This window comes from Acinetobacter terrae (assembly GCF_013004375.1).
In the GTDB taxonomy this organism is placed as follows: domain Bacteria; phylum Pseudomonadota; class Gammaproteobacteria; order Pseudomonadales; family Moraxellaceae; genus Acinetobacter; species Acinetobacter terrae.
On record NZ_JABERI010000036.1, the window covers coordinates 1 to 22,032 of the forward strand.

17 protein-coding genes and 4 pseudogenes are annotated in these 22,032 nt (G+C 41.8%); 15 read left to right on the forward strand and 6 right to left on the reverse strand.

Features of this window, described 5'->3' with window-relative positions:
- From HLH14_RS13430 to HLH14_RS13445, 4 genes are all read left to right on the forward strand, one after another.
- Nucleotides 1–345 (forward strand): FAD-binding protein (locus HLH14_RS13430; RefSeq protein WP_214645763.1); only part of this gene is annotated, 345 nt, incomplete at its 5' end.
- A gap of 92 nt (nt 346–437) precedes the next feature.
- Nucleotides 438–1,592, forward strand: coding sequence for an acyl-CoA dehydrogenase family protein (locus HLH14_RS13435; protein ID WP_067723177.1), 1,155 nt, complete (start codon nt 438–440; stop codon nt 1,590–1,592).
- Nucleotides 1,593–1,623: 31 nt separating this feature from the next.
- A complete protein-coding gene (locus HLH14_RS13440) occupies nt 1,624–2,823 on the forward strand; it encodes an acyl-CoA dehydrogenase (protein WP_067723176.1) in 1,200 nt (399 codons plus the stop codon).
- A gap of 382 nt (nt 2,824–3,205) precedes the next feature.
- On the forward strand, nt 3,206–4,267 hold the full coding sequence (locus HLH14_RS13445; RefSeq protein ID WP_171533251.1) for an RNA-guided endonuclease InsQ/TnpB family protein: 1,062 nt from the start codon (nt 3,206–3,208) through the stop codon (nt 4,265–4,267).
- Between the two features lie 153 nt (nt 4,268–4,420).
- On the opposite strand, the gene HLH14_RS13450 is transcribed toward HLH14_RS13445, so the two are convergent.
- Complete coding sequence (locus HLH14_RS13450) at nt 4,421–4,903, reverse strand: MarR family winged helix-turn-helix transcriptional regulator (protein ID WP_067723172.1); 483 nt, start codon at nt 4,901–4,903, stop codon at nt 4,421–4,423.
- A 594-nt stretch (nt 4,904–5,497) separates the two neighbouring features.
- Between HLH14_RS13450 and HLH14_RS13455 the strand changes: the two genes are divergently transcribed.
- The 5 genes from HLH14_RS13455 to HLH14_RS13475 all read left to right on the forward strand — a co-directional run bounded on the left by HLH14_RS13455 (nt 5,498) and on the right by HLH14_RS13475 (nt 11,557).
- Nucleotides 5,498–6,265 (forward strand): glucose 1-dehydrogenase, encoded by a 768-nt coding sequence (locus HLH14_RS13455; protein ID WP_067723170.1) that lies wholly within the window; start codon nt 5,498–5,500, stop codon nt 6,263–6,265.
- Between the two features lie 62 nt (nt 6,266–6,327).
- On the forward strand, nt 6,328–7,110 hold the full coding sequence (gene badI / locus HLH14_RS13460) for a 2-ketocyclohexanecarboxyl-CoA hydrolase (protein ID WP_067723168.1): 783 nt from the start codon (nt 6,328–6,330) through the stop codon (nt 7,108–7,110).
- Between the two features lie 11 nt (nt 7,111–7,121).
- Entirely contained in the window at nt 7,122–8,279 is a 1,158-nt protein-coding gene (gene aliB, locus HLH14_RS13465) for a cyclohexanecarboxyl-CoA dehydrogenase (RefSeq protein ID WP_067723166.1), read from the forward strand.
- Nucleotides 8,280–8,430: 151 nt separating this feature from the next.
- On the forward strand, nt 8,431–10,080 hold the full coding sequence (gene aliA / locus HLH14_RS13470) for a cyclohexanecarboxylate-CoA ligase (protein ID WP_171533252.1): 1,650 nt from the start codon (nt 8,431–8,433) through the stop codon (nt 10,078–10,080).
- A 139-nt stretch (nt 10,081–10,219) separates the two neighbouring features.
- Nucleotides 10,220–11,557, forward strand: coding sequence for a DcaP family trimeric outer membrane transporter (locus HLH14_RS13475; RefSeq protein ID WP_086194088.1), 1,338 nt, complete (start codon nt 10,220–10,222; stop codon nt 11,555–11,557).
- A gap of 151 nt (nt 11,558–11,708) precedes the next feature.
- Here HLH14_RS13475 and HLH14_RS16330 read toward each other — a convergent pair.
- A pseudogene (locus HLH14_RS16330) lies at nt 11,709–11,780 on the reverse strand (hypothetical protein); the annotation flags it as partial.
- A gap of 46 nt (nt 11,781–11,826) precedes the next feature.
- Nucleotides 11,827–12,049, reverse strand: a pseudogene (locus tag HLH14_RS13480) (transposase domain-containing protein); the annotation flags it as partial.
- Between the two features lie 618 nt (nt 12,050–12,667).
- Between HLH14_RS13480 and HLH14_RS13485 the strand changes: the two are divergent.
- From HLH14_RS13485 to HLH14_RS13505, 5 genes and pseudogenes are all read left to right on the forward strand, one after another.
- Nucleotides 12,668–14,518 (forward strand): choice-of-anchor I family protein, encoded by a 1,851-nt coding sequence (locus HLH14_RS13485; protein WP_171533253.1) that lies wholly within the window; start codon nt 12,668–12,670, stop codon nt 14,516–14,518.
- Nucleotides 14,519–14,981: 463 nt separating this feature from the next.
- Nucleotides 14,982–16,208, forward strand: a complete 1,227-nt coding sequence (locus tag HLH14_RS13490) for an efflux RND transporter periplasmic adaptor subunit (protein ID WP_171533254.1) — start codon at nt 14,982–14,984, stop codon at nt 16,206–16,208.
- Nucleotides 16,205–17,428 (forward strand): ABC transporter permease, encoded by a 1,224-nt coding sequence (locus HLH14_RS13495; protein WP_131271672.1) that lies wholly within the window; start codon nt 16,205–16,207, stop codon nt 17,426–17,428. Before HLH14_RS13490 ends, HLH14_RS13495 begins: the two co-directional genes overlap by 4 nt.
- Nucleotides 17,421–18,176 (forward strand): ABC transporter ATP-binding protein, encoded by a 756-nt coding sequence (locus HLH14_RS13500; RefSeq protein ID WP_067723160.1) that lies wholly within the window; start codon nt 17,421–17,423, stop codon nt 18,174–18,176. The genes HLH14_RS13495 and HLH14_RS13500 overlap by 8 nt, the downstream gene beginning before the upstream one ends.
- Before the next feature lie 294 nt (nt 18,177–18,470).
- Nucleotides 18,471–18,596: pseudogene (locus tag HLH14_RS13505) on the forward strand (IS5/IS1182 family transposase); the annotation flags it as partial.
- Nucleotides 18,597–18,711: 115 nt separating this feature from the next.
- Here HLH14_RS13505 and HLH14_RS13510 read toward each other — a convergent pair.
- The 3 genes and pseudogenes from HLH14_RS13510 to HLH14_RS13520 form a co-directional block, all read right to left on the reverse strand.
- Nucleotides 18,712–20,346, reverse strand: a complete 1,635-nt coding sequence (locus HLH14_RS13510) for a SulP family inorganic anion transporter (RefSeq protein ID WP_171533255.1) — start codon at nt 20,344–20,346, stop codon at nt 18,712–18,714.
- On the reverse strand, nt 20,343–20,759 hold the full coding sequence (locus tag HLH14_RS13515) for a hypothetical protein (protein ID WP_171533256.1): 417 nt from the start codon (nt 20,757–20,759) through the stop codon (nt 20,343–20,345). Before HLH14_RS13515 ends, HLH14_RS13510 begins: the two co-directional genes overlap by 4 nt.
- Before the next feature lie 386 nt (nt 20,760–21,145).
- Nucleotides 21,146–21,241, reverse strand: a pseudogene (locus HLH14_RS13520) (transposase domain-containing protein); the annotation flags it as partial.
- A gap of 179 nt (nt 21,242–21,420) precedes the next feature.
- Between HLH14_RS13520 and HLH14_RS13525 the strand changes: the two are divergent.
- On the forward strand, nt 21,421–21,927 hold the full coding sequence (locus HLH14_RS13525; RefSeq protein ID WP_067723151.1) for a cytochrome b: 507 nt from the start codon (nt 21,421–21,423) through the stop codon (nt 21,925–21,927).
- Nucleotides 21,928–22,032: the final 105 nt, after the last annotated feature.

The window sequence follows — 22,032 nt, forward strand, 5'->3', positions numbered from 1 at the left end:
GTGGTTTCTGGTGGTCGCGGTGTGGGTTCAGGTGAAAACTACCACACAATCCTTGATCCGTTGGCGGACAAGCTGGGCGCTGCTCAAGGTGCTTCACGTGCTGCAGTGGATGCTGGCTTCGTTCCTAACGACATGCAAGTCGGTCAAACAGGTAAGATCGTTGCGCCTGACCTGTACATCGCTGTCGGTATTTCTGGTGCGATTCAGCATTTGGCGGGGATGAAAGATTCTAAAGTGATCGTTGCGATCAACAAGGATGAAGAAGCGCCAATCAACGCGGTTGCTGACTACTGGTTAGTGGGTGACTTGAACACTGTAGTTCCAGAACTCGTTTCAAATATATGATCTAAGACATTGTATTCAAAATATTTATTTCGTAATACGAAACAAAAATAATGGTAAAGGAATTTACCGTAACACAGTAAACGGAGATCAATATGATTCGTGATCCAGAAATGCTTGAACAGCTTTTAGAAACGATTCGAAATTTTGTAAAAAATGAGCTGGTGCCGCTAGAACACGAAGTTGAAGAAAGCAATGCCATTCCTGAACATATCGTGAATCAGATGAAAGAGCTGGGTTTATTTGGCCTCACCATTCCGGAAGAATATGGTGGTTTGGGCATTACCATGGAAGAAGAAATTCTAGTGGCACTGGAATTGGGTAAAACCTCAGCCGCTTTCCGCTCTTTGATTGGGACCAATAACGGCATTGGTTCCAGTGGTATCCTGATTGACGGAACAGAAGAACAAAAACAAAAATATTTGCCTCGTTATGCCAGCGGTGAATATATTGGATCCTTCTGTTTAACCGAACCAGATTCAGGCTCAGATGCAGCCTCATTAAAAACCACGGCCACCAAAGATGGCGATCATTATATTTTAAACGGAACCAAGCGCTTTATTACCAATGCGCCACGTGCGACGACTTTTACTGTCATGGCACGCACCAATCCAGAGATTAAAGGCGCCAGTGGCATTTCTGCATTTTTAGTTGAAGCCGGTACCCCGGGTTTAAGTCTAGGCAAAATTGATAAAAAAATGGGGCAGCATGGTTCTTATACCTGTGACGTGATTTTTGATCATTGCCGCGTACATCAGGATCAGTTGATTGGCGGACAAGAAGGAATTGGCTTCAAAACCGCTATGCGCGTGCTCGATAAAGGCCGTTTGCATATTGCTGGATACAGTGTAGGTATGGCCGAACGCATGCTGGAAGATGCACTGAATTATGCCGTTGAGCGTAAACAGTTTGGTCAGGCGATTGCAAACTTCCAGCTCATTCAAGGGATGTTGGCTGATTCTAAAGCAGAAATCTATGCCGCAAAATGTATGGTCATGGATGCTGCACGTTTACGTGATGCAGGCCAAAATGTGACGACGGAAGCCTCTTGCGCAAAAATGTTTGCCACTGAAATGTGTGGCCGTGTTGCAGATCGCTGTTTACAAATCCATGGCGGTGCGGGCTATATCAGTGAGTATTCGATTGAGCGTTTTTACCGCGATGTGCGTCTGTTCCGTTTATATGAAGGCACCACTCAAATTCAGCAGATTATTATTGCCCGTGAAATGATTAAACAAGCCACAGCATAAATACACGATCTAAATTTTTGGAATATAAAACATGACTTCAAAAACTAAATTTAACTGGCAAGACCCGTTTTTAATCGAACAGCAACTGACAGAAGAAGAGCGCATGATTCGCGATTCTGCACATGCCTATTGTCAGGGAAAATTGTTGCCTCGCGTACTCGAGCAGTTCCGTCATGAACAGACCGATGCTTCAATTTTCCGCGAGATGGGCGAGCTAGGTCTGCTTGGCCCAACCATTCCTGAACAATACGGTGGCGCAGGGTTGAACTATGTCAGCTATGGCCTGGTGGCACGTGAAATTGAATATGTCGATTCAGGTTATCGTTCCATGGCCAGTGTACAAAGCTCGCTGGTGATGGTGCCGATTAATGAATTTGGCTCTGAAGAACAGAAACAGAAATACTTGCCTAAACTGGCCACAGGTGAATACATCGGCTGCTTCGGCTTGACTGAGCCGGATCATGGTTCTGATCCAGGCAGCATGATTACTCGTGCTAAAAAGGTGGACGGTGGTTATCGCATATCTGGTGCGAAAATGTGGATTACTAACAGTCCAATTGCCGATGTGTTTGTGGTGTGGGCCAAAGAAGTATCGAAAGAAGGCAATGTCGGCGAGATCCGTGGCTTTATTCTGGAAAAAGGCTGGGAAGGGCTATCTGCACCAGCGATCCACGGCAAGGTCGGTTTGCGTGCCTCAATTACCGGTGAAATCGTGATGGATAATGTCTTCGTTCCTGAAGAAAATGCCTTCCCGGAAATTCGCGGCTTGCGTGGTCCATTTACCTGTCTCAACAGCGCACGTTATGGTATTGCCTGGGGTGCCATGGGCGCCGCAGAATTCTGCTGGCATACCGCCCATCAATACACCATGGACCGCAAGCAGTTTGGTCGTCCGTTGGCAGCAAACCAGCTGATTCAAAAGAAACTGGCAGACATGCAAACCGAAATTGCCTTGGGGTTGCAAGTCGCACTCCGTTTCGGCCGCATGAAAGATGAAGGCATCGCTTCGGTTGAAGGCACTTCACTGATCAAGCGTAATAACTGTGGTAAAGCCCTGGATATTGCACGTTTGGCACGTGACATGCTCGGTGGAAACGGCATCAGTGATGAGTTTGGTGTGGCGCGTCATCTGGTCAATCTGGAAGTGGTGAACACCTATGAAGGTACCCATGATGTGCATGCCTTGATTCTGGGTCGTGCACAAACAGGTATTGCTGCATTCTGTAATTAATTTGCTAAAAATAAACCATGTTTGGATTGGTGTCATTCACTGATTCAAAGTTTTTAGCATGCAAGTATGCTGGTTTAGCATAGCTAAACCAGCTTTCCCTTGAAATATGGATGATTTGTTTTCTTGCAGATTGAAAGGTTGTTATATTGTTTGCAAGAAATTGATTTAATGTAATTTTCTTTAAAGTGGCACGTGTGCCATTGCTTTAGCTCTCTTGATTCGGGTTGCCACATATTTCTTAGACGGGCTGGATCGTAAATTTTTATCAAATGGAGCGTAAAACTCTGTCCTTCAGGTCAGAGATATAAGCGACACGACATGAAATGTCGTTTAACTTTTAAATGATCAATACTCCTAATTTAATATGAGCTAATATAAGCCTATGAAAACGCTTAAATTACGCATAAAAGACAGACACGCAAAGGTGCTAGACCAATTGGCATCCGAAGTGAATTTTGTCTGGAATTATGTGAATGATTTAAGCTTTAAGCACCTCAAAAGAAAGGGTGAATTTCTATCAGCCTATGATGTTGCCAGGTACACCAAAGGCGCATCCAAAGAATGTAATTTACATAGCCAAACCATTCAGGCTGTGACAGAAGAATTAGTCACCCGAAGAAAACAGTTCAAAAAATCAAAATTGAGATGGCGTGTTACTAATAAGAAATCAGCAAGAAGATCACTTGGATGGATACCCTTCAAAAAGGTAGCTGTTAAACATGCCGATGGATATGTTCAATACGGCAAGCATCAATTCAAGCTATGGGATAGCTACGGATTAAGCCAATACAGCGTTAAAACAGGCTCATTCGTTGAGGATGCTCGTGGCCGTTGGTATGTCTGCCTTGTGGTGGATAGCCCTAAAACTGAGAAACCCACCGCCACCAAAGCCATTGGCATTGATCTTGGCTTAAAGGATGTAGCTACCTGTTCGGATGGAACCGTTATTTCAAATCCCAAGTTCTACCGTCAATATGAACAGAAATTAGGGATTGCTCAACGAGCAAAGAATAAAAAGCGTGTCCGTGCATTACACGCCAAGATTGCAAACAGTCGTAAAGACCATTTGCATAAGGCCAGTACCGAACTGGTCCGGGAAAATGCACTGATTGTCGTTGGTGATCTAAGTGCGAATAAACTGGTAAAAACTAACATGGCAAAGTCTGTTTTGGATACTGGATTTTCAGCACTCAAAACAATGCTCAAGTACAAATGCGAGAACGCAGGGGTATTGTTTGAAGAAGTCAGTGATAAATTCACAACCCAAATCTGTTCGTGCTGTGGTGAAATCACCGCAAGCAGTCCGAAAGGTAGAACAGATTTGCGAATAAGAGTATGGGAATGTGAAAATTGCTCAAGTGTCCTGGATAGGGACTTGAACAGTGCTAAGAACATACTTGCGCTTGGGCATAAGCGTCTCGCAGGAGAAATCTCCCTCTTTTAAGGGGGAGAGGATGTCAATAAAGATCGTCAATATGACCCGAGAAACCATATAAAACTGTAGCAATAAACTAAAAAAATGAGCCCTGGAAAGGACTCATTTTTAAATATAAGTTAAATTACGATATAGCCGATTTTTTAATTTGCACTACATATCTCAGGTTTCATTCTCGATTTTAATACTTTTTAGTCCATCGTTGACTTTATTTAACAGGTGAATCAAGGTCACCACATCATCAAAAGAAATCTTGTTTAAAGCCTGTCCATAAAAATTAAAAAAATCAACTTGTAACTTATCCCAAACCTTAATACCTTCGGCAGTAAGTGCGACAGTTTTTGCACGTCTGTCATTTTCATTAATGATACGTTGTACTAAGCTATCACGTTCCAGTCGTTTCAAAACAGCATCTAAATTCTGACGACTGACGCCAAGATATTCAGTCAAATCTGAAAATGACATTCCCGATTTCACATGCGGTCGAGACAAAGCACCCAGTACGGCCCAATGTACAGGAGAAATACCTAATTCATTCGAGCACTGTCGGTCTAAGGTATTTCCGACCTGAAACAGCCTGAAAAAAAGTCTATTGTGGGCAGAGTATAAGGATTGATCATAATTTCTTGGTAGAGAATCACTCATTATAAAGACCAACCTGAAGAGAAAAGCGTTTAAATAAGAAAGAGTATACCTTATAGGTATTGATCATAAAACTAATTCCTTTTTTTCTATAACCCTTAAAAAATTTATATGATGATTTTATAATTGATATTTAAAATCATAAGTTTAAATATTTAATTCCATTCTTATATCCAGACTCAATCTGTTCTGTATGCCTGGAATATCACTCTCATCAAACCACTTAAAATTAAATTTAAAATACCTCATGATCAAGAGTTTTACTCTCCACTTACTCCAGATGGCTTTTCATGAAAAAAATTCGGGCAGCGGCTGGCTGACGAGATGAAAAATTAAAGGTTCTTTTTCATGAAAACTTCTTTGTTCTGTAATAAGCCCGCAACTTAAGTGAAATCTAAAGTTAAAAGTGAATGTGTGTCAATGCATTTAATTTATTAAAATATTATATTGTTGATAATATTGAATAAAATAAATTTATAAAATTAATTTATGTAAATATATTGACATAAAAACATTATAATCCTATTTTAGTGATTACAGGCGTTAAATGAACAATAGCCAACCAAAATTAGATAAAAATAGAGTAGGGAGACAGAGATGAAAGGGTTGAAGGATAAGGTCATTATCGTGACGGGTGGTGCAGGTGGAATTGGTTCTGCAACCTGTCGACGTCTGGCTGAAGAAGGTGCCAAAGTGGCGATCTTTGATATGAATATTGAAGCCGCAGAAAAACTGGCTACCGAGATTAATAACCAGAATGGTCAAGCTTTGGCCGTGCAGTGTGACATTACCCAAAGCGATGTCGTGGAGCAGGCCGTACAGAAAATAGAAGCAGAATTTGGGCCTGTAGACGGTTTAGTCAATAACGCTGGCTGGGATATTTTCAAACCTTTCGTAAAAAGCAATCCGCAAGAATGGGATAAACTGATTCAGATCAACTTGGTGGGTATGCTGAACATGCATTTTGCTGTACTTAAAGGCATGGTAGAGCGTAACTCTGGAAGTATTGTCAATATTGCCTCTGATGCTGCACGTGTGGGTTCTTCGGGTGAAGCGGTTTATGCGGCATGTAAGGGCGGACTGGTTTCATTTTCTAAAACACTGGCCCGTGAACATTCTCGCAACAACATCAAAATTAATGTGATTTGTCCAGGACCGACCGATACCGCTTTACTTGCAGGTGTGACTGAAGGTGCTTCAAATCCAGAGAAACTGCGTGAAGCCTTTGTACGCGCGATTCCACTTGGCCGTTTAGGTCAACCAGAAGACCTCGCTTCTTCAATCGCATTCTTCTTAAGTGATGACGCGAGCTTTATTACCGGACAAGTGCTGAGTGTTTCCGGCGGTTTAACCATGAACGGTTAAGCAAACCAGATCACAGTGATTAAAAATAAAAGTCAGATAGAGAAATATAGGAAGTAATAAAAATGATTTTTGAAGATATCTTATATGAAGTAAAAAATGGTGTAGCTTGGATCACCATCAATCGCCCAGAAAAAATGAATGCCTTTCGTGGCACCACCTGTGATGAATTAATCAAAGCCTTAAACAAGGCAGGCTATGACCGTGAAGTCGGTGCGATTGTACTGACGGGTGCCGGTGATCGTGCTTTCTGTACTGGTGGTGACCAATCTGCACATGATGGTAATTATGACGGCCGCGGAACCATTGGATTGCCGATGGAAGAATTACACACTGCGATGCGTGATGTACCCAAACCCGTGATTGCACGTGTACAAGGTTATGCCATTGGTGGCGGAAATGTATTGGCCACCATTTGTGACCTCACCATTTGCTCAGATAAAGCTATTTTCGGTCAAGTGGGTCCTAAAATGGGTTCTGTGGATCCAGGTTATGGCACAGCATATTTAGCTCGCGTTGTTGGCGAGAAAAAAGCCCGTGAAATCTGGTATATGTGCCGTCGTTATACTGGCCAGGAAGCAGTTGAGATGGGGCTTGCCAACAAATGTGTGCCGGCCGATCAACTGGATGCGGAAGTACAGGCCTGGGCAGAAGAAATCTGTCAGCGTAGTCCGACTGCCATCGCGATTGCCAAACGTAGCTTCAATATGGATACCGCGCATCAGGCAGGTATTGCCGGGATGGGCATGTATGCACTGAAATTGTATTACGATACAGAAGAATCACGCGAAGGGGTAAATGCGCTTAAAGAAAAACGACAACCTGAATTCCGTAAGTACTACAAATAAGGAGCTATGTCATGAGTAAAAATCCTTATATCACGGAAGAGTTAGAATTCTTAGCTGAAACTGCTGAAAAATTTGCCCAAAAATTTATTGCACCCGGTTTTTTAGAGCGTGATCAGAGTCGAGTATTTGATCGTGATCTGGTTAAAAAAATGGGTGAAATGGGCTTTATTGCACCGGAACTTCCTGAACAGTACGGGGGTCAAGGGATGGGGCGTCTTGCTGCGGGGATTATTCATGAAGCAGTGGCCAAAGCAGATTTAAGCTTTTCGTATATTAACTTGCTGGCCTCTTTAAACGGTCAGATCTTGGCTGAACATGGTCACCCCGAAGTGGTTGAGCCATGGCTGAAAAAACTGACCGCGGGCGAAGCTATCTTTTCAATTGCTTTGACCGAGCCACGTGGTGGTTCAGATGCTGCCAACTTGCGTTTAAAAATCGAACGTGAGGGCGATGAATATGTCATTAATGGCGAAAAAACTTCTATTTCCGCTGCCGATCAGGCCGATGCTTCGGTGGTGTTTGGCCGTACTGGTTCAATTGAAGATGCTGCACATGGCGTAACGGCACTCTTGGTTCCGATGGATTTGCCAGGAATCACGACCACACGTTTTGATTGTCATGGTCAGCGTGCGATTGGTCGCGGTTCGATTTTCTTTGATAATGTGCGTGTACCGGTCAATCATCGTCTAGGTGATGAAAACAAGGGTTTCGTTCAAGTCATGCAAGGCTTTGACTTTTCACGTGCTCTAATTGGGTTACAGGTTCTGGCGGTTGCCCGTGTCAGCCTGGATGAAGCCTGGGAATATGCGGCACAACGTGAAGCTTTTGGTCAGCCCTTAACCGCCTTTCAAGGGGTTTCGCATCCATTGGCCGAGTATGAAACTCAAGTGGAAGCAGCACGATTATTGTGTCTGCAAACCTTATGGTTAAAAGACAATCATCTCCCGCATACCTCCGAAGCCGGAATGTGTAAATGGTGGGGGCCAAAATTGGCTTATGATGTGATTCACCAATGCTTACTGACCTTTGGCCATGCCGGTTATGATCGAGGTGTGATGGAACAGCGTATGCGCGATGTGCTCGGCTTTCAGATTGGTGATGGTACTGCACAAATTATGAAAACTATTATTGCACGTAAAAAAGCAGGCCGAAAAGCAGTCCCAGCCTAATAAGAGCCACTAAATTATGTAAAGTCCTATTTCTAATTGCTCAAATGTTTATTTGAGCAATATAGCAAAGCTCTACCTAAGATTTGGTGGCCAATGTCGATATTGTGATTTGAAATAAAATAATTGGATAATTATAAATTGGAGTTATGGAATGGATTTCGATGCGGTTCTTTTACCCCCACGCAGGGAAAAAATGTTACAAGAAGGGTATTGGTTAAATAAAACGATACTTGATTCATTGAATGAAGCAGTATATCAATACCCGGATAAAGTTGCTTTGGTCAGTTATAAAATAGAAGATCAATCTGAAAAAAGCTTTACTTATCGGGAAATGCTCCATACTGCTAATAAAATTTCATTAGGTTTGAAGCGTTTAGGTGTTCAAAAACAAGATATCGTATCTTGCCAATTACCCAATTGGTGGGAGTTCACTTTATTGTATATCGCTTGTCGTCGTATAGGTGCTGTACTTAATCCGTTAATGCCAATTTTTAGAGAGCGTGAGCTTTCATTTATGTTGAAACATACCGAAACTAAGGTGCTCATTGTACCTAAAGTCTTTCGTAAGTTTGACCATGAAAAACTCGCCTATCAATTACAGAAAAATATTGAAAGCCTAGAGCACGTCGTTGTAGTGGGTGGAGAGGGTGAGAATAGTTTTGAAAAATTATTATTAAATCACGGTCTAGATAATGACCCACAAATCTTAAATACCCTGAATGATGTCACCATCACTGCTGACGATATTGCTCAACTTGTGTTTACCTCAGGTACTACAGGCGAACCTAAAGGGGTAATGCATACAGCGAACACCTTATTTTCCAATATTGTACCGTATGCCAAGCGTTTACATTTAAGCAAAGACGATGTGATTTTTATGGGGTCGCCAATGGCGCACCAAACCGGCTTTATGTACGGCTTAATTATGCCCGTACTGTTAAAAGCAAAAGCGGTGTTACAAGATGTTTGGGATGTAAATACTGCCATCGATTTGATTCATAAGCATGAAGTTACATTTACGATGGCCTCTACACCATTTTTAAATGATTTATCTGAAGCGGTATTAGATACCCACCAATCTTTAGATAGCTTGAAATTATTCCTATGTGCGGGTGCGCCAATTCCAAGTACGCTGGTTCAAAAAGCACGTCAAAATATGGGCGTTAAAGTAATTTCAGCTTGGGGAATGACCGAGTGTGGCGCTGTCACGACCACTCGCCCTGAAGATGATGACGAGCGTTCATTTAATACGGACGGACTTCCACTTCCAGGTGTTGAAGTTAAAATCGTGGATGATCACGGAGAGGTATTACCACCGCATCAATCGGGCACGCTCATGATTCGTAGTTGTTCGAATTTTGGTGGATATATGAAACGGCCACATTTGAATGAAACCAGTGAAGATGATTGGTTTGATACGGGTGATATTGCCTATATGGACGAGCATGGCTATATCCGTATTGCGGGTCGTAAAAAAGATGTGATTATTCGGGGCGGTGAAAATATTCCAGTTGCCGAAGTGGAATCATTAATTTATTTACATCCAGATATTGCCACAGTCGCTTTAGTGCCTTATCCAGACGAACGAATGGGCGAAAAAGCCTGTGCAATTGTGAAGCTAAAAGAAGGTGCTCACTCAATTAGGTTAAAGGATCTGGTTGATTTCTTGAAAGTGCATAATCTGGCCAATCAATATTTGCCAGAGCGTTTGGAAGTCTGGGATGAAATACCAATGACGCCTTCAGGCAAAATTCAAAAATTTAAGCTTCGTGACTTGTTGCAGCAAAGTGCAAAAGTATAAAAAGCGTTAGGTTCAAGAATGAATGAAAAACTTTCGTTGATAAATATCGCTGCTGATATTTATCAACAGAAAGGCTGATTAAAAAAGACGATTTTAAACAGGAATGTGGAAAAGTCCTTATTCAAAATGGAATTTTAGAATGACAAAAAATGTAAAATTTTTAGCGAAGACAACCCTTAGTTTATCGATTTTAATGCTGGCGACCTCAAGCTATGCCGCAATGACTTTAGAAGAACAAGTCACTCATCTGCAGCAGCAAGTACAGGAATTGCAGACTTTAATGCAGCAGCAAAAGCAGGCCAGTGAAAAAATTTCTGCCGAACTGCCAAAATTAAAAGAAAATACATCAGAAAAATCGGTGCTCAAAAGTGATCTGAAGCAGCTAGTGACAAAAGGGGGCGCTGAATTTGAATTGTATGGAAATGTGCGCGCCGATGCGAGTTATCAGTTCAAAGGGCCAAGCACCATGTATAACTATATTAGTGCTGTACCCTTAGAAGGCAGTGTAAATGAAGGCAATAATTCGGATAAATTTCAAAGTACCTTAAATGCAACGCGATTCGGTTTTAATTTTAAAACGCCAAAAATTGGTGATCACAGCGTTGGTGGTAAAGTCGAAATGGATTTTTTTGGAGGGGCCGGACGGGATTCCTTCCGTATCCGTCATGCATATTTAACTTATGATGAGTGGTTAATTGGTCAAACTTGGTCAAACTTCAATGCAGTTGAATATTTCCCTGAAACTGTTGATGCCTCTTTATCTGTGGGAGGGTCTTTAACGCGGGTTCCACAAGTGAAATACAGCTATCCCGTGGATAAAAATATGAATCTTGCATTTAGCTTAGAAGATTCTAAAGCTGAAACTGTAACGACATCGGGAACGCAAGATTTTAAAACAGATGCCAATGCTAAGCTGAAATTGCCATCTGCTGTTGGGCGTTTAAACTATAAATTCGAAAATGGTTCTGCACTTTCAGGGCGTGTGTTTTTAACGCAAAAAGCCACCAATCATGAAGGAAATGATGATTTCTTGGCCTGGGGTGCTGCATTAGGCGGAAAATATCAGGTTACAGATAATACTTTAGTGCGTTTTGATTATAATCACATCAAAGGTGATACCAAAAATGTACTCTGGTCTAATTATGCCTATGTCTTCGATGCCAATGATAAGATGAAACCCAATGAGTTTGATACGGTCACTTTAGGGTTAACACAGAAGATTACCCCTAAAATTCGTTCTACCTTAGGGTTTGGTTATATGAGAGCAAATGATAATAATAGTTTTGCCGATTTAGTACGCAATGGTAAGGATTCAACTCAAAACAAAGAGTTAAAAGAGGGTTGGATTAATATGTTCTATAATCCTGTTAAACCTATTAATTTGGGCATCGAATATATGTATGGTGAGCGAAAAACCTTTAATGATCAAAAAGGTATTGATAATCGTGTGAATTTAACGGCAATTTATGACTTTTAAACGTTATTTAGATTTTATGTGAAATTATATTTAACGGTTGATCAGAATATAATTTTGGAAAAAATAAACTAACACCTCAGTGGAAATTTAAGAGTTAGGTTTGATGTAATTGAAATTAAACACACTAAAATTTAGCTTGAGTTTATCGATTTTATTTCGCTATATGATCACACTTACAGCAAGTTTGGCTGGTGTGTCGAGGATTTACTCTGACAAGCGAGCCACCTTGCTAATGTTGCGTAAGCGTCCGGTGAACCGAGTTCCTATTTTTAATTTGGATTGGGTTTGCAGCGATGTGGCCGCAATTCTTCAATCTGGCTGATTTTCTGTGTCGGCATCTTTTCAGCACATCACTTAAATAGGCATATGGATCCAGGCCATTCAGTTTTGCTGACTGTATGAGGATCATGTTGGCTGCACATTGACCACTGCGAAGTGACCCAACAAACAGCCAGTTCTTACGCCCCGAGGCTTAGGACGCATTTGGTTGTCGGCTAGTCAGACTCGGTTACCCACGTCTAACCCCTTAAAAACCGTGCATGCGAGTTTCCCAGCACACGGCTCAAGCCTCTGCTAATGCGCCATTGGGCACCCGGTTATACATCGTTGACATTGGCACATTGCACATCCCTTGGGCAATGCTGGTGGTAGATATCAAGATTAGTGGCCCGTCCGTCCCACCATGACTTACCTTCACAATATGGCGGTTGTGCCATGGTGTGTTTTTGGTGACCGGTTTAAGGCAGGCGCAGCAGCTGCCTACTTGCTGTAGCCACAACTCGATACATCTTGGCTCGCCCCTTTGCGCAGATAAGCATTCTTTTGTCCCCCTGCGGGAGTCAAACTGTAACTCTATTAGGTTGAAATATATATGGAGAGTTTATGATCTGATTGATTTGTACCGCATAATGTAGCGTAAAAAATAAAAGTACTATTTAGAGAATATGTATTTTATGAAAACATTTTTTCCTTGCATTTCTATTATATCTGTTACCTAAAGGTACTCAACCTTTTATATTTACAATTAAACTAAACTGAAATAAGCGGGTCATAAATTATTCATCTTGAGTATGTAAGTTGGGTAAATTTATAAAATTCAATGAGAAAATAGTGAAAAAACAACTTTCTACATTAATGATCGCTTTGCTTTCAGTGGGGATAGTCGCATGTAATGATGACAATAATGACAGCGTCAGTAATGCACCGATTAAACAAGAAGCAACCCCTAATTCAATTCAGTTGGAGCGAATGGGTACGTATGATGCACAGATATACGGTGCAAGCGCAGCGGAAATACCAGCTTATGATGCGGCAAGTAAGCGCTTGTTTGTAGTGAATGCACAAAAAGGCATGATCGATGTATTGGATTTAACTAATCCGAATCAACCTGTTTATTTACAATCCCTAGATGCAAAACAACATTTAGCCAACTCGGAAGTGAACAGTGTTGCAGTACATAATGGAATTGTAGCACTGGCAGTTCAAGCAGAACAGAAAACGGATCCTGGTATCGTGGCTTTCTTTAATGCCAAAGATGCAAGTTTTATCAGTAAAGTTGAAGTGGGTGCTTTACCAGATATGCTGACGTTCACGCCAGATGGTAAAAAAATTCTGGTCGCGAATGAGGCTGAGCCAAGTGAAGGCTATGCCATTGATCCAGAAGGATCGATCAGCATTGTTGATATCAGCGATATTAAAAATCCAAAAGCTAAAGTAGTTGGTTTTAGCGCATGGAATGACCGTAAAGCCGAACTGGTTGAGAAAGGTATTCGTATTTTTGGACCAGCTGCAACTGTTGCTCAGGATTTAGAGCCTGAATATATTACAGTGAGTGCCGATGGTAAAACTGCTTGGGCAAGTTTACAAGAAAACAATGCGATTGCTGAAATTGATTTGAGTAAAGATCAAGTCATGGATATTTTCCCAATGGGTTATAAAGACCATAGCCTTACTGAGAATGCATTAGATGCGGGTGACCGTGATAGCGGCATCAATATTAAAGCGTGGCCAGGATTAAAAAGCATGTATATGCCAGATGCGATTGCCCAATATCAGGTAGATGGTCAAACTTATTTGGTGACTGCTAATGAAGGTGATGCTCGTGAATGGCTAAAGGATGAGGCCGTTTATTTCACCACGAATGATTTAAGTTCGGGGTATGCAGAAGAGATTCGAGTCAAACATTTATTCAATAGTAAAGGCTTCCGTACTAACGGTGATTATGCGGCACATTTACGTCAGATTACTCCCGGGGTCAAAGGTGCGAAACTCAATCCAGCGATCTTTGGTGAATGTAAACTGGGTACGAACGAGGAAGTGTGTGTAAATAACTTAATTGATGATTCTCAACTGGGCCGTTTAACCATTAGCTGGACGCAAGGCTATCAGAAAGATGCGAGTGGTCAGCCTGTACTTGATGAAAATGGACTAATGACGTACAACGCGCTTTATGCATATGGTGGTCGTTCATTTAGTATTGTTGATTCTAAAACCAAAGCAATTATTTGGGATTCGGGTAATGAATTTGAACGTAAGGTAGCAGAACTGTTTCCTGAAAACTTTAATTCCAACCATGAAGAAATTGGTATGGATAACCGCAGTGATAACAAAGGACCGGAACCAGAAGGGGTTACTTTAGGTAAGATTGGTCAGAAAACTTTTGCTTTTATTGGTTTGGAGCGGGTAGGTGGAATTATGGTGTATGACATCAGTAATCCCAAAGCCCCTAAATTTGTACAATATTTTAATGACCGTAGTTTCAAGCAAGAACCTTTGTTGAACTCAGCTAGTCAGCCTGTTGTAGATAAGGATGGGATTCAAATTATGCGCGAAAAATCAGATCTAGGTCCTGAAGGCCTAGTCTTTATTGCTGCTAAAGACTCACCAAATGGCAAGCCATTACTCGTAGTTGGTAATGAAGTTAGCGGTACGACTACGGTTTATCAAATTAAAGTGATGTAAAAAACCGAATAAAAAAGGACTCATGAACTGCACTCCGAAAATTGGTTATTTTATTCTAATTTGAAGAGTGCTTTTCTCTGTCTGGGTATTCTAAAAAATTTCAACCTCAATCAGGTATAAGAGGGCGATGCTGATCTATTTAATTTTTAAATCAGTAATATTTTCAAACATTACCTTATTTCTGAATGTGTCTAAGATCACTTAGACAACAGCTTCAATTTAAAACTGGTGTTCAAAGTTTATGAACTTATGTACTATCAAATAATCCTTCAGGGAAGGCTTTTATCCTGAGCCAGGAATATGCTGGATTTAGATTAAAAAATCAGAGCTGAAATTTAGATTTAATCAAAGCTCTGCAAAACTGATAAGTAAATTTTACGTCTTTATCAAAGTATAAAAGAATAGGAATACAGCTGCTCTGCCAATTGCAGTATGATGCTTTTAAACTGAACTGGAGAGGCTCTTGCGCGTTGTTCGCTATAAATCTGTGGTTATTATTATACTGCTCATACTTGCAGCGGGTTTTGCCCTGTTTCGATGGTGGCAGGGACCGCTATTGCCAGCTTATACCATTGCGTCGACGCCTCTGGTGCAAACTGTGGTGGCAACCGGGCGAGTAGCGACAGTATCACGCGCTCAGGTTGGCAGTGAAATTACTGGTGTGGTCCTTGAGCGGCTTGTACAGGAAGGTGATCAGGTTTCGCCAGGTGACCTGTTATTGGTTCTGAAATCGGATGAACTAATTGCTCAGGCGAGGCAGGCTGAAGTTGCACTGACCGAACTGGCAACCAGCAGGCGTCCACAGGCAGCAGCAGAATTAGCTAGTGCTAAAGCACAACTAGAACAGGCCAGCCGAGAAGCAGCACGTAGGCGTAATTTAGAAGCAGGAATACTGTCGGCTGAAGAAATAGAGAAGGCTGTTGAGACTGAAAGAGTGGCCCGCAACAACTTTGATGCGGTACGTTTAAGGGCGACAGCATTGGCACCGGGTCAAGTCGAGGAAGCTAAGCTTCGTGAGCAACTTGCTGCGACACAAGCTCAGCTTGCCAAAACAAAAATACGTGCTGGAGTAGCAGGTACGGTGCTGACACGCGATGTGGAGCCGGGCGATCTGGTACAGCCCGGTCGGACATTATTTACCATTGCACTGAATGGCAATACGGAAATTCGAGTGCCGCTTGATGAAAGAAATTTATCACGGCTTGCCTTGCAGCAAAATGCAGCAGTGATTGCCGATTCGTACCCTGATCAATCTTTTCCTGCCCGTATCAATTTTATTGCACCGAGTATTGATCCACAGCGAGGTACGGTAGAGGTTCGGTTAGCGGTTGATCCAGTACCCGACTTTCTACGTCAGGACATGACTGTCTCGGTCAATGTCGAAACTGACAGACGTGAGCGAGCATTGACCATCCCTAATGATGCTTTAAGCAGTATAAAGGGAAATAAGGCAGTAGTGCTGTTGGTGCGTGATGGAAAAATACAGCATCAGCAAGTTACCTTAGGTTTACGTGGCTTAGCCATGTCGGAAGTGGTTTCAGGTTTGAGTCAGGGTGATCATGTACTTGCCGATGCCGAATCCTCATTAAAAGAGGGAGCGCGGGTACGCTTAAAACTGCAAAAAATACCATTGAATAATCAAGCTGGTGACACAGACAGCAAAAATGAATTACCGGTGAAATTCGATTGAAAAACTTTTTCGGGCGGCTTTGGACCGAGTGGACGATCGCAATCAGTTTTTTGCGCGAGGGCCGTGCACAGTCCATCATGATCACTGTGGGCGTCGCAGTGGGTGTGGCGGTAATTGTGTTTATTAGCGCTTTAATTCAAGGATTGCAGTCGAATATTGTCGAACGTACTTTGGGAACACAGGCGCATATTCGTTTGCTGTCACCGGATGAGGTGAATCAGATTGTGCGGCCTGCAGCCGGTACTGTACAGTTGCTGCAGGAAGATAAACGGGCACAGCGGCTGCGCTCGATCAATAACTGGCAGCAGATTACCGAGACCTTGGATCAGTTACCCATATTGACTGCTGTTTCACCCGTAGTGTCTGGACCTGCCTTTGTGCAACGCGGTGATGCAGTCGAATCGGTCGCATTGGTCGGTATCAATCTAGAACGTTACCAACAGATCATCCCCCTGAAAGAATATTTGCAGAGTGGTCAGTTACGAGTGGGTGCTGACGAGGTACTGATTGGCAGCCAGTTAGCCAAAGATCTGGGAGTACAAGTCGGGAGTAAGTTACGATTAGATACCGGTCAGGAGAACAGTGCCGTGGTCAATATCTCCGGGATATTTGAACTGGGGGTACGCGAACTAGATGCGCGTTACGTCTATCTGGACTTAAAACAGGCACAATCGCTACTCAGTTTGCCTGGGGGAGTCACGGTGATTGACCTGACCATCGCAGATATTTTTGAGGCAGATAACATTGCTGCACAGATAGGACGCTTGACCTCATTAAAAGCCGAAAGCTGGATTGAAACCAATGCCCAGCTTATGAATGCGATTACAGCGCAAAGCCTGTCGACCAACATGATTATTGTCTTTGTGGCGATTTCTGTGGCCTTTGGGATCGCCAGCGTCATGTCGGTCAGTGTGGTGCAGCGAACCCGGGAAATTGGCATTATGCGTGCGACAGGTGCGACCCAATCACAAATCTTACGAATTTTCTTATTTCAGGGTGCAATATTTGGCTTGCTGGGTTCGGTTCTAGGTAGTGCTGCCAGTTATGTGTTGGTATGGGTATTTAATACTTTTGGTCCAGGTTTATTTTATATTCCTGTGTCTACAGAGCTAGTGATGCTGGCAGTGTTACTTGCTACACTGACTGGCGTGCTGGCTGCAGCTGTACCATCGCGCCGGGCAGCCGCACTCGATCCAGTGGAGGCGATTCGTCATGTCTGATCAGTCTCAGGAAGTGTTACGTCTGGAAGCACTGCGTAAATCTTATAATATTGGTCAGCCCAATGAGGTGGAAATATTACATGGGATTGATCTGTGTATTGAGCGCAAGGATTTTGCTGCGTTGATTGGTCCGTCTGGTTCGGGTAAAAGTACCTTGTTGAATATTCTGGGCTTGCTGGATAAACCCAGCAGCGGTGAGCTTTATTTACTGGGTCATGCGACGAGTAGTATGGATGATGCCGGACGCACTACGTTACGTGGCAACAGTATCGGGTTTGTTTTTCAGTTTCACTACCTTATCCAGGCCTTTACCGCCTTAAATAACGTGCTCATGCCGTTGATGCTGACTCAGGGCAAACCCGATAAGCTTGCACTACAGCGAGCGCGTGAATTGCTTGCTGCGGTGGGTTTGGAAAAGTTTGCCGACCGTAAACCCAATGAACTCTCGGGTGGTCAGCAACAGCGGGTGGCGATTGCCCGGGCTCTGATCACTCAACCCGCGTTACTGTTAGCGGATGAACCTACAGGTAATCTTGATACTAAGACAGCTGCAGAAATGTTTGAACTATTTCGTAAAGTACATTACGAACACGATTGTGCTGTGCTGCTGGTCACCCATGATCCGCGCCTGTCAGCAACCTGTGATCGAACTATTAATCTGGTGGATGGTCGTATTGAAAGTGATTTGAGAAATAATAAATCAGATGTGTCATCTCGAGTGCCAAGCGATAAGAGCGACGGGGAGTGACCACTTTATTATTGCTGTTTATCATAAGTTCTTATAATTACATGTTGCTGTATAGCGATTTAATCAATATGCAAAGCTGATTTGTCACGTGAAGCAAAAAAAACTTCATTTTTAGCAGGTACCAATGTACTTGTACTTTTAGTGAGCATTATCCTTGAGCTAAAGGAGAATGCTCACTAAAAGTGTTCAAACTGTACGGTTCTTCGCTGCACTAAGCTCAGGATTTTCATCAAATAGCTTTATCCATTATTCGGGTTAAATAAATGATTTAAATATTAGGGACTGTTCTCATTTGTTGAAAATGCCTTTGCCCTATTAAAGCACTTTCGTGGTATTGCAACTCGTTTTGAAAAGTTAGCTCGTAATTATAAGTCCATGTTGTTCTTGGCTTGTTTGTTTATTTGGTGCAAAGTCAAATGAGGACACGCCCTAAATCACCCTGAATAACGGATAAGAAATTGACTTGAAAAAGGTGTTACCAGAGTCATTAGTTGAGTTACCAAACCTAACTACTCACTGAACAAACTCCCTCTGATTAAGTCGCAGCTGAAGGGCTGCTTTCTAACTGATGTACGGCATCATCGACACTTTGTGAATGATAACTAGACTGGGGAAATAATGGACTGTTTACATACAATAAGGTTTGTGCGACTGAACGACGTACTCGTGCCAGTTGCAGGTCAATCCGCTGCTCTTGCAAATGCTCAGCCAACGATAGCAACTCTTCAATACTGGTACTATCAAGGCTTGGACATTCTTCAAGATTCAAAATCACATGTTTATAATTTTGCTCAGAAACCTTCTTTAGAATCGCATGACAGATTTTTTCTGCATTGGCAAAAAACATGGGATGATCAGGCCGTGCAATTAAAATAGCATAAGGTGCTACAGCTTCAGGAAAACGGTTTATGTCAACAAAATCATGCCCACCATCTAGACGTCCAAGCCATGCAATTCGAGGGACAGAGTAGCTTTTCAATAACATTAAAACGCTCACAATCACCGCAATCAATAAACCATTGAGCACCCCAAAAATAATCACCGCCCAAATCGCAATAATCGACAACAACCGATCTTTATGCCAAATAAAATACTGCTTAAATGGTGCAAAACGAATATGTCCACTTACTGCATACATCACAATACTTGCTAAAACTGGTTCAGGAATATTGGCAATATACTGGCGAAAAAATAGCAAAAAAATCACCACGGCCAGTGCTGCCACCCAGGCTGATTTTTTGCTTTTTGCTCCTGCAGACTCATTGGCTGAAGTTGCTGAATAGCCTGCGCCAACCGCCATTCCCTTAAACAATCCTGAGCAGATATTACTCACCCCCAATGCAATCAGGTCACGGTTTGGCTGGATTGAATCATTGTATTTTAGGGCAGAGGTACGAATTGAAGTATAAGATTCGGCATAAATAATCAGAGCAACTGCCAGCGAAATTTCTACCAGTTGCAACCAGCTATTCATATTCAAATGAGGTAAGCTAACACTCGGTAGAACAAACTCAAAATGCCCAACAGAACGGATTCCCCATTCTTGGGTATATCCCATCACATTGAAACTAATACCTAAAATAATCAGCAACAAAGCCACTGGAATAGTTTTATAGCGCTGGGTGAATTGTAGAGCGAAGAAGGCACAGAGTCCCATGATCAAAGCATGCCAGTTCCAGTTCGAATAAGCTTGTAACATTTCCCACAACTGACGGAAAAAATCACTATGTTCGAGATGCACCTGTAATACTGAAGGGAGCTGTTTAACCACAATGCTGAGTGCCAAGCCAAAGGAAAAGCCTTTCAGCACCGGTTTTGCAATAAAATGCGTCACATCTCCAAGCTTAAACAACCCTGCGATCACCAGTAAAATGCCCGACAGAAATACCAGTGCATATGCCAGACTTGCCCGTTCTGGCGAAGAAAACATCACTATGGTTGCCAAACCTGAACTCATGACTGCGGCAGAAGATGATGTCGAAGACACAATTGCAAGACGGCTATTCCCGATCAGACCATAAAGTACTAAACCCAGCACTAGCGCCACCAAACCGCTTTGCGGTGGCAACCTGACCATATTGGAATATGCGACTGCTTCAGGCAGCAGCAAACCTGCGATAGATAATCCCGCAATCACATCAGAAATCGGGAATTTTTTAGCAGCGGTCATGCACTTGCCAAATCTTGTACAGTCAGTGAAATAATCTGGCAAGGAATTAGGGCATCTTCATCATGCAGATACACCGCACATAATCGATGATAACCATCCGCGATAATTAAATGGCGTCGTCCTAAATCACGTACCAACAATAAAGGTGAAAGTGCTTTGTTCTGCTCAATTTTGCTCAAATCACGTGCCACATGAAAATTGTGCTCACCTAGGAGTGGAAGTTGTGCTGCACGAAAAATATCTTTGGCTTTAAACTGAGTTACTGTTTCGGCTTGTAACTGGCTCACCAGTTTTTCAACCTGTGAAGGATGCAACACCAAACACAAATAAGACCTCGCAGCAGGATAATCATGTGCTTCTGGCTGCTCGAGCCAGATAATTGAATGTTTAGGTTTTTTATTATTGCTATCCATGGTTTCAGATTGCTTATTATGGTAATAAATCATCTGACAGCATAACAAATCAGTCGAATAAAAGTCTGTAAAAAAGTGGTTTTACTGAGAACTTGGTTACCTGATAAATATTGATCACGATTTGAATAAATCGTAATGATTAGATAGGGTCCATACCAGCCCCCATTAGGTATTTTTTGTCAAAAAATCACTGATTCGATCAAGATATAATAATATTTTAACCAATCCTGTTATTCGCCCATTTGAGTTATTCAAAAAAGTATCTATTCTGAAATTGCAGATTCAGCAATAGGTAAAAATTCATTTTCTGGATAAGCATCCGGTGAACCCCTTGCTTAATTTCAATTTTAGGCGAGCTTCCAGTGATGTGGTAGCAGCTCTTCAATCTAGCTCATTTTCTCCGTTGGCAGTCTTTTCAGCACATAACTTAAATAGATATACGGATCCAGTCCATTCAGTTTTGCTGATTGGATTGAGGTCATAAAAAAGTTGGTGGCTTGCTTTAGCTAGATAAAGCAAGCCACTGAATGCTGACTTATAAGCTGTATTATGTTGATTTTATAATATTTTTAAAATTTATAGCTATTTATTTTAGTTTTAATATCTAATTCAGTTAGATTGTATTTTATATAATATCAGTATCTGACATTCAGGAAAAATCATGAACAATAACTATCCAAAACCTATAATAATAATGCACTGGATTACCTTTGTTTTAGTTGTAATTGTATATTTGACGAGTGGAGATCCAACAAGAACAGGCTTGCAGGGCCAGATTCATGTCGTAGGTGGAATTTCAATATTTATTTTATTTTTCGTGAGATTAAGTTTTGTTTTTATCTATAAAAGAAGTATTCCTCAAAATGAGATAATTAGTTCGTATCAAATCAAATTATTTAAAATTGTCAGATTTACGCTTTACTTAAGTTTATGTGTCGTTCCAATAGCGGGCTGGCTTGCATTATCGAGTTTGACTGATAACTTCCAAGTATTCTCTTTAAACTTGCCACTTTTAAGCAGTGTTAAAGATCTTAAATTTATTGCTGAATTACATCAATTTTTAGGTAACTTTTTTATTGTAATTGTAGGTTTGCATGCCTGTGCTGCATTAATCCACCATTTTCTTTTCAAAGATAATGTATTAAAAAGTATGCTTTTTAAAAAATGAAGTGATTCAGATCTAAAACTATAAAAAATAGCGATATTGTTCACCCAGAACAACATGCTTTATCGATATAAAGCATGTCAAATATTTCTATAGAGCTATTATCTA

What these genes read in the sequence shown, in the direction of transcription:
- HLH14_RS13455 (WP_067723170.1), top strand. Translation starts at nt 5,498, where the DNA reads ATGAAAGGGTTGAAGGATAAGGTCATTATCGTGACGGGTGGTGCAGGT.
- HLH14_RS13525 (WP_067723151.1), top strand. Translation starts at nt 21,421, where the DNA reads ATGAACAATAACTATCCAAAACCTATAATAATAATGCACTGGATTACC.
- aliB (WP_067723166.1), top strand. Translation starts at nt 7,122, where the DNA reads ATGAGTAAAAATCCTTATATCACGGAAGAGTTAGAATTCTTAGCTGAA.
- HLH14_RS13515 (WP_171533256.1), bottom strand. Translation starts at nt 20,759, where the DNA reads ATGGATAGCAATAATAAAAAACCTAAACATTCAATTATCTGGCTCGAG.
- HLH14_RS13450 (WP_067723172.1), bottom strand. Translation starts at nt 4,903, where the DNA reads ATGAGTGATTCTCTACCAAGAAATTATGATCAATCCTTATACTCTGCC.
- HLH14_RS13440 (WP_067723176.1), top strand. Translation starts at nt 1,624, where the DNA reads ATGACTTCAAAAACTAAATTTAACTGGCAAGACCCGTTTTTAATCGAA.
- HLH14_RS13445 (WP_171533251.1), top strand. Translation starts at nt 3,206, where the DNA reads ATGAAAACGCTTAAATTACGCATAAAAGACAGACACGCAAAGGTGCTA.
- HLH14_RS13475 (WP_086194088.1), top strand. Translation starts at nt 10,220, where the DNA reads ATGACAAAAAATGTAAAATTTTTAGCGAAGACAACCCTTAGTTTATCG.
- HLH14_RS13500 (WP_067723160.1), top strand. Translation starts at nt 17,421, where the DNA reads ATGTCTGATCAGTCTCAGGAAGTGTTACGTCTGGAAGCACTGCGTAAA.
- HLH14_RS13510 (WP_171533255.1), bottom strand. Translation starts at nt 20,346, where the DNA reads ATGACCGCTGCTAAAAAATTCCCGATTTCTGATGTGATTGCGGGATTA.
- HLH14_RS13435 (WP_067723177.1), top strand. Translation starts at nt 438, where the DNA reads ATGATTCGTGATCCAGAAATGCTTGAACAGCTTTTAGAAACGATTCGA.
- aliA (WP_171533252.1), top strand. Translation starts at nt 8,431, where the DNA reads ATGGATTTCGATGCGGTTCTTTTACCCCCACGCAGGGAAAAAATGTTA.
- badI (WP_067723168.1), top strand. Translation starts at nt 6,328, where the DNA reads ATGATTTTTGAAGATATCTTATATGAAGTAAAAAATGGTGTAGCTTGG.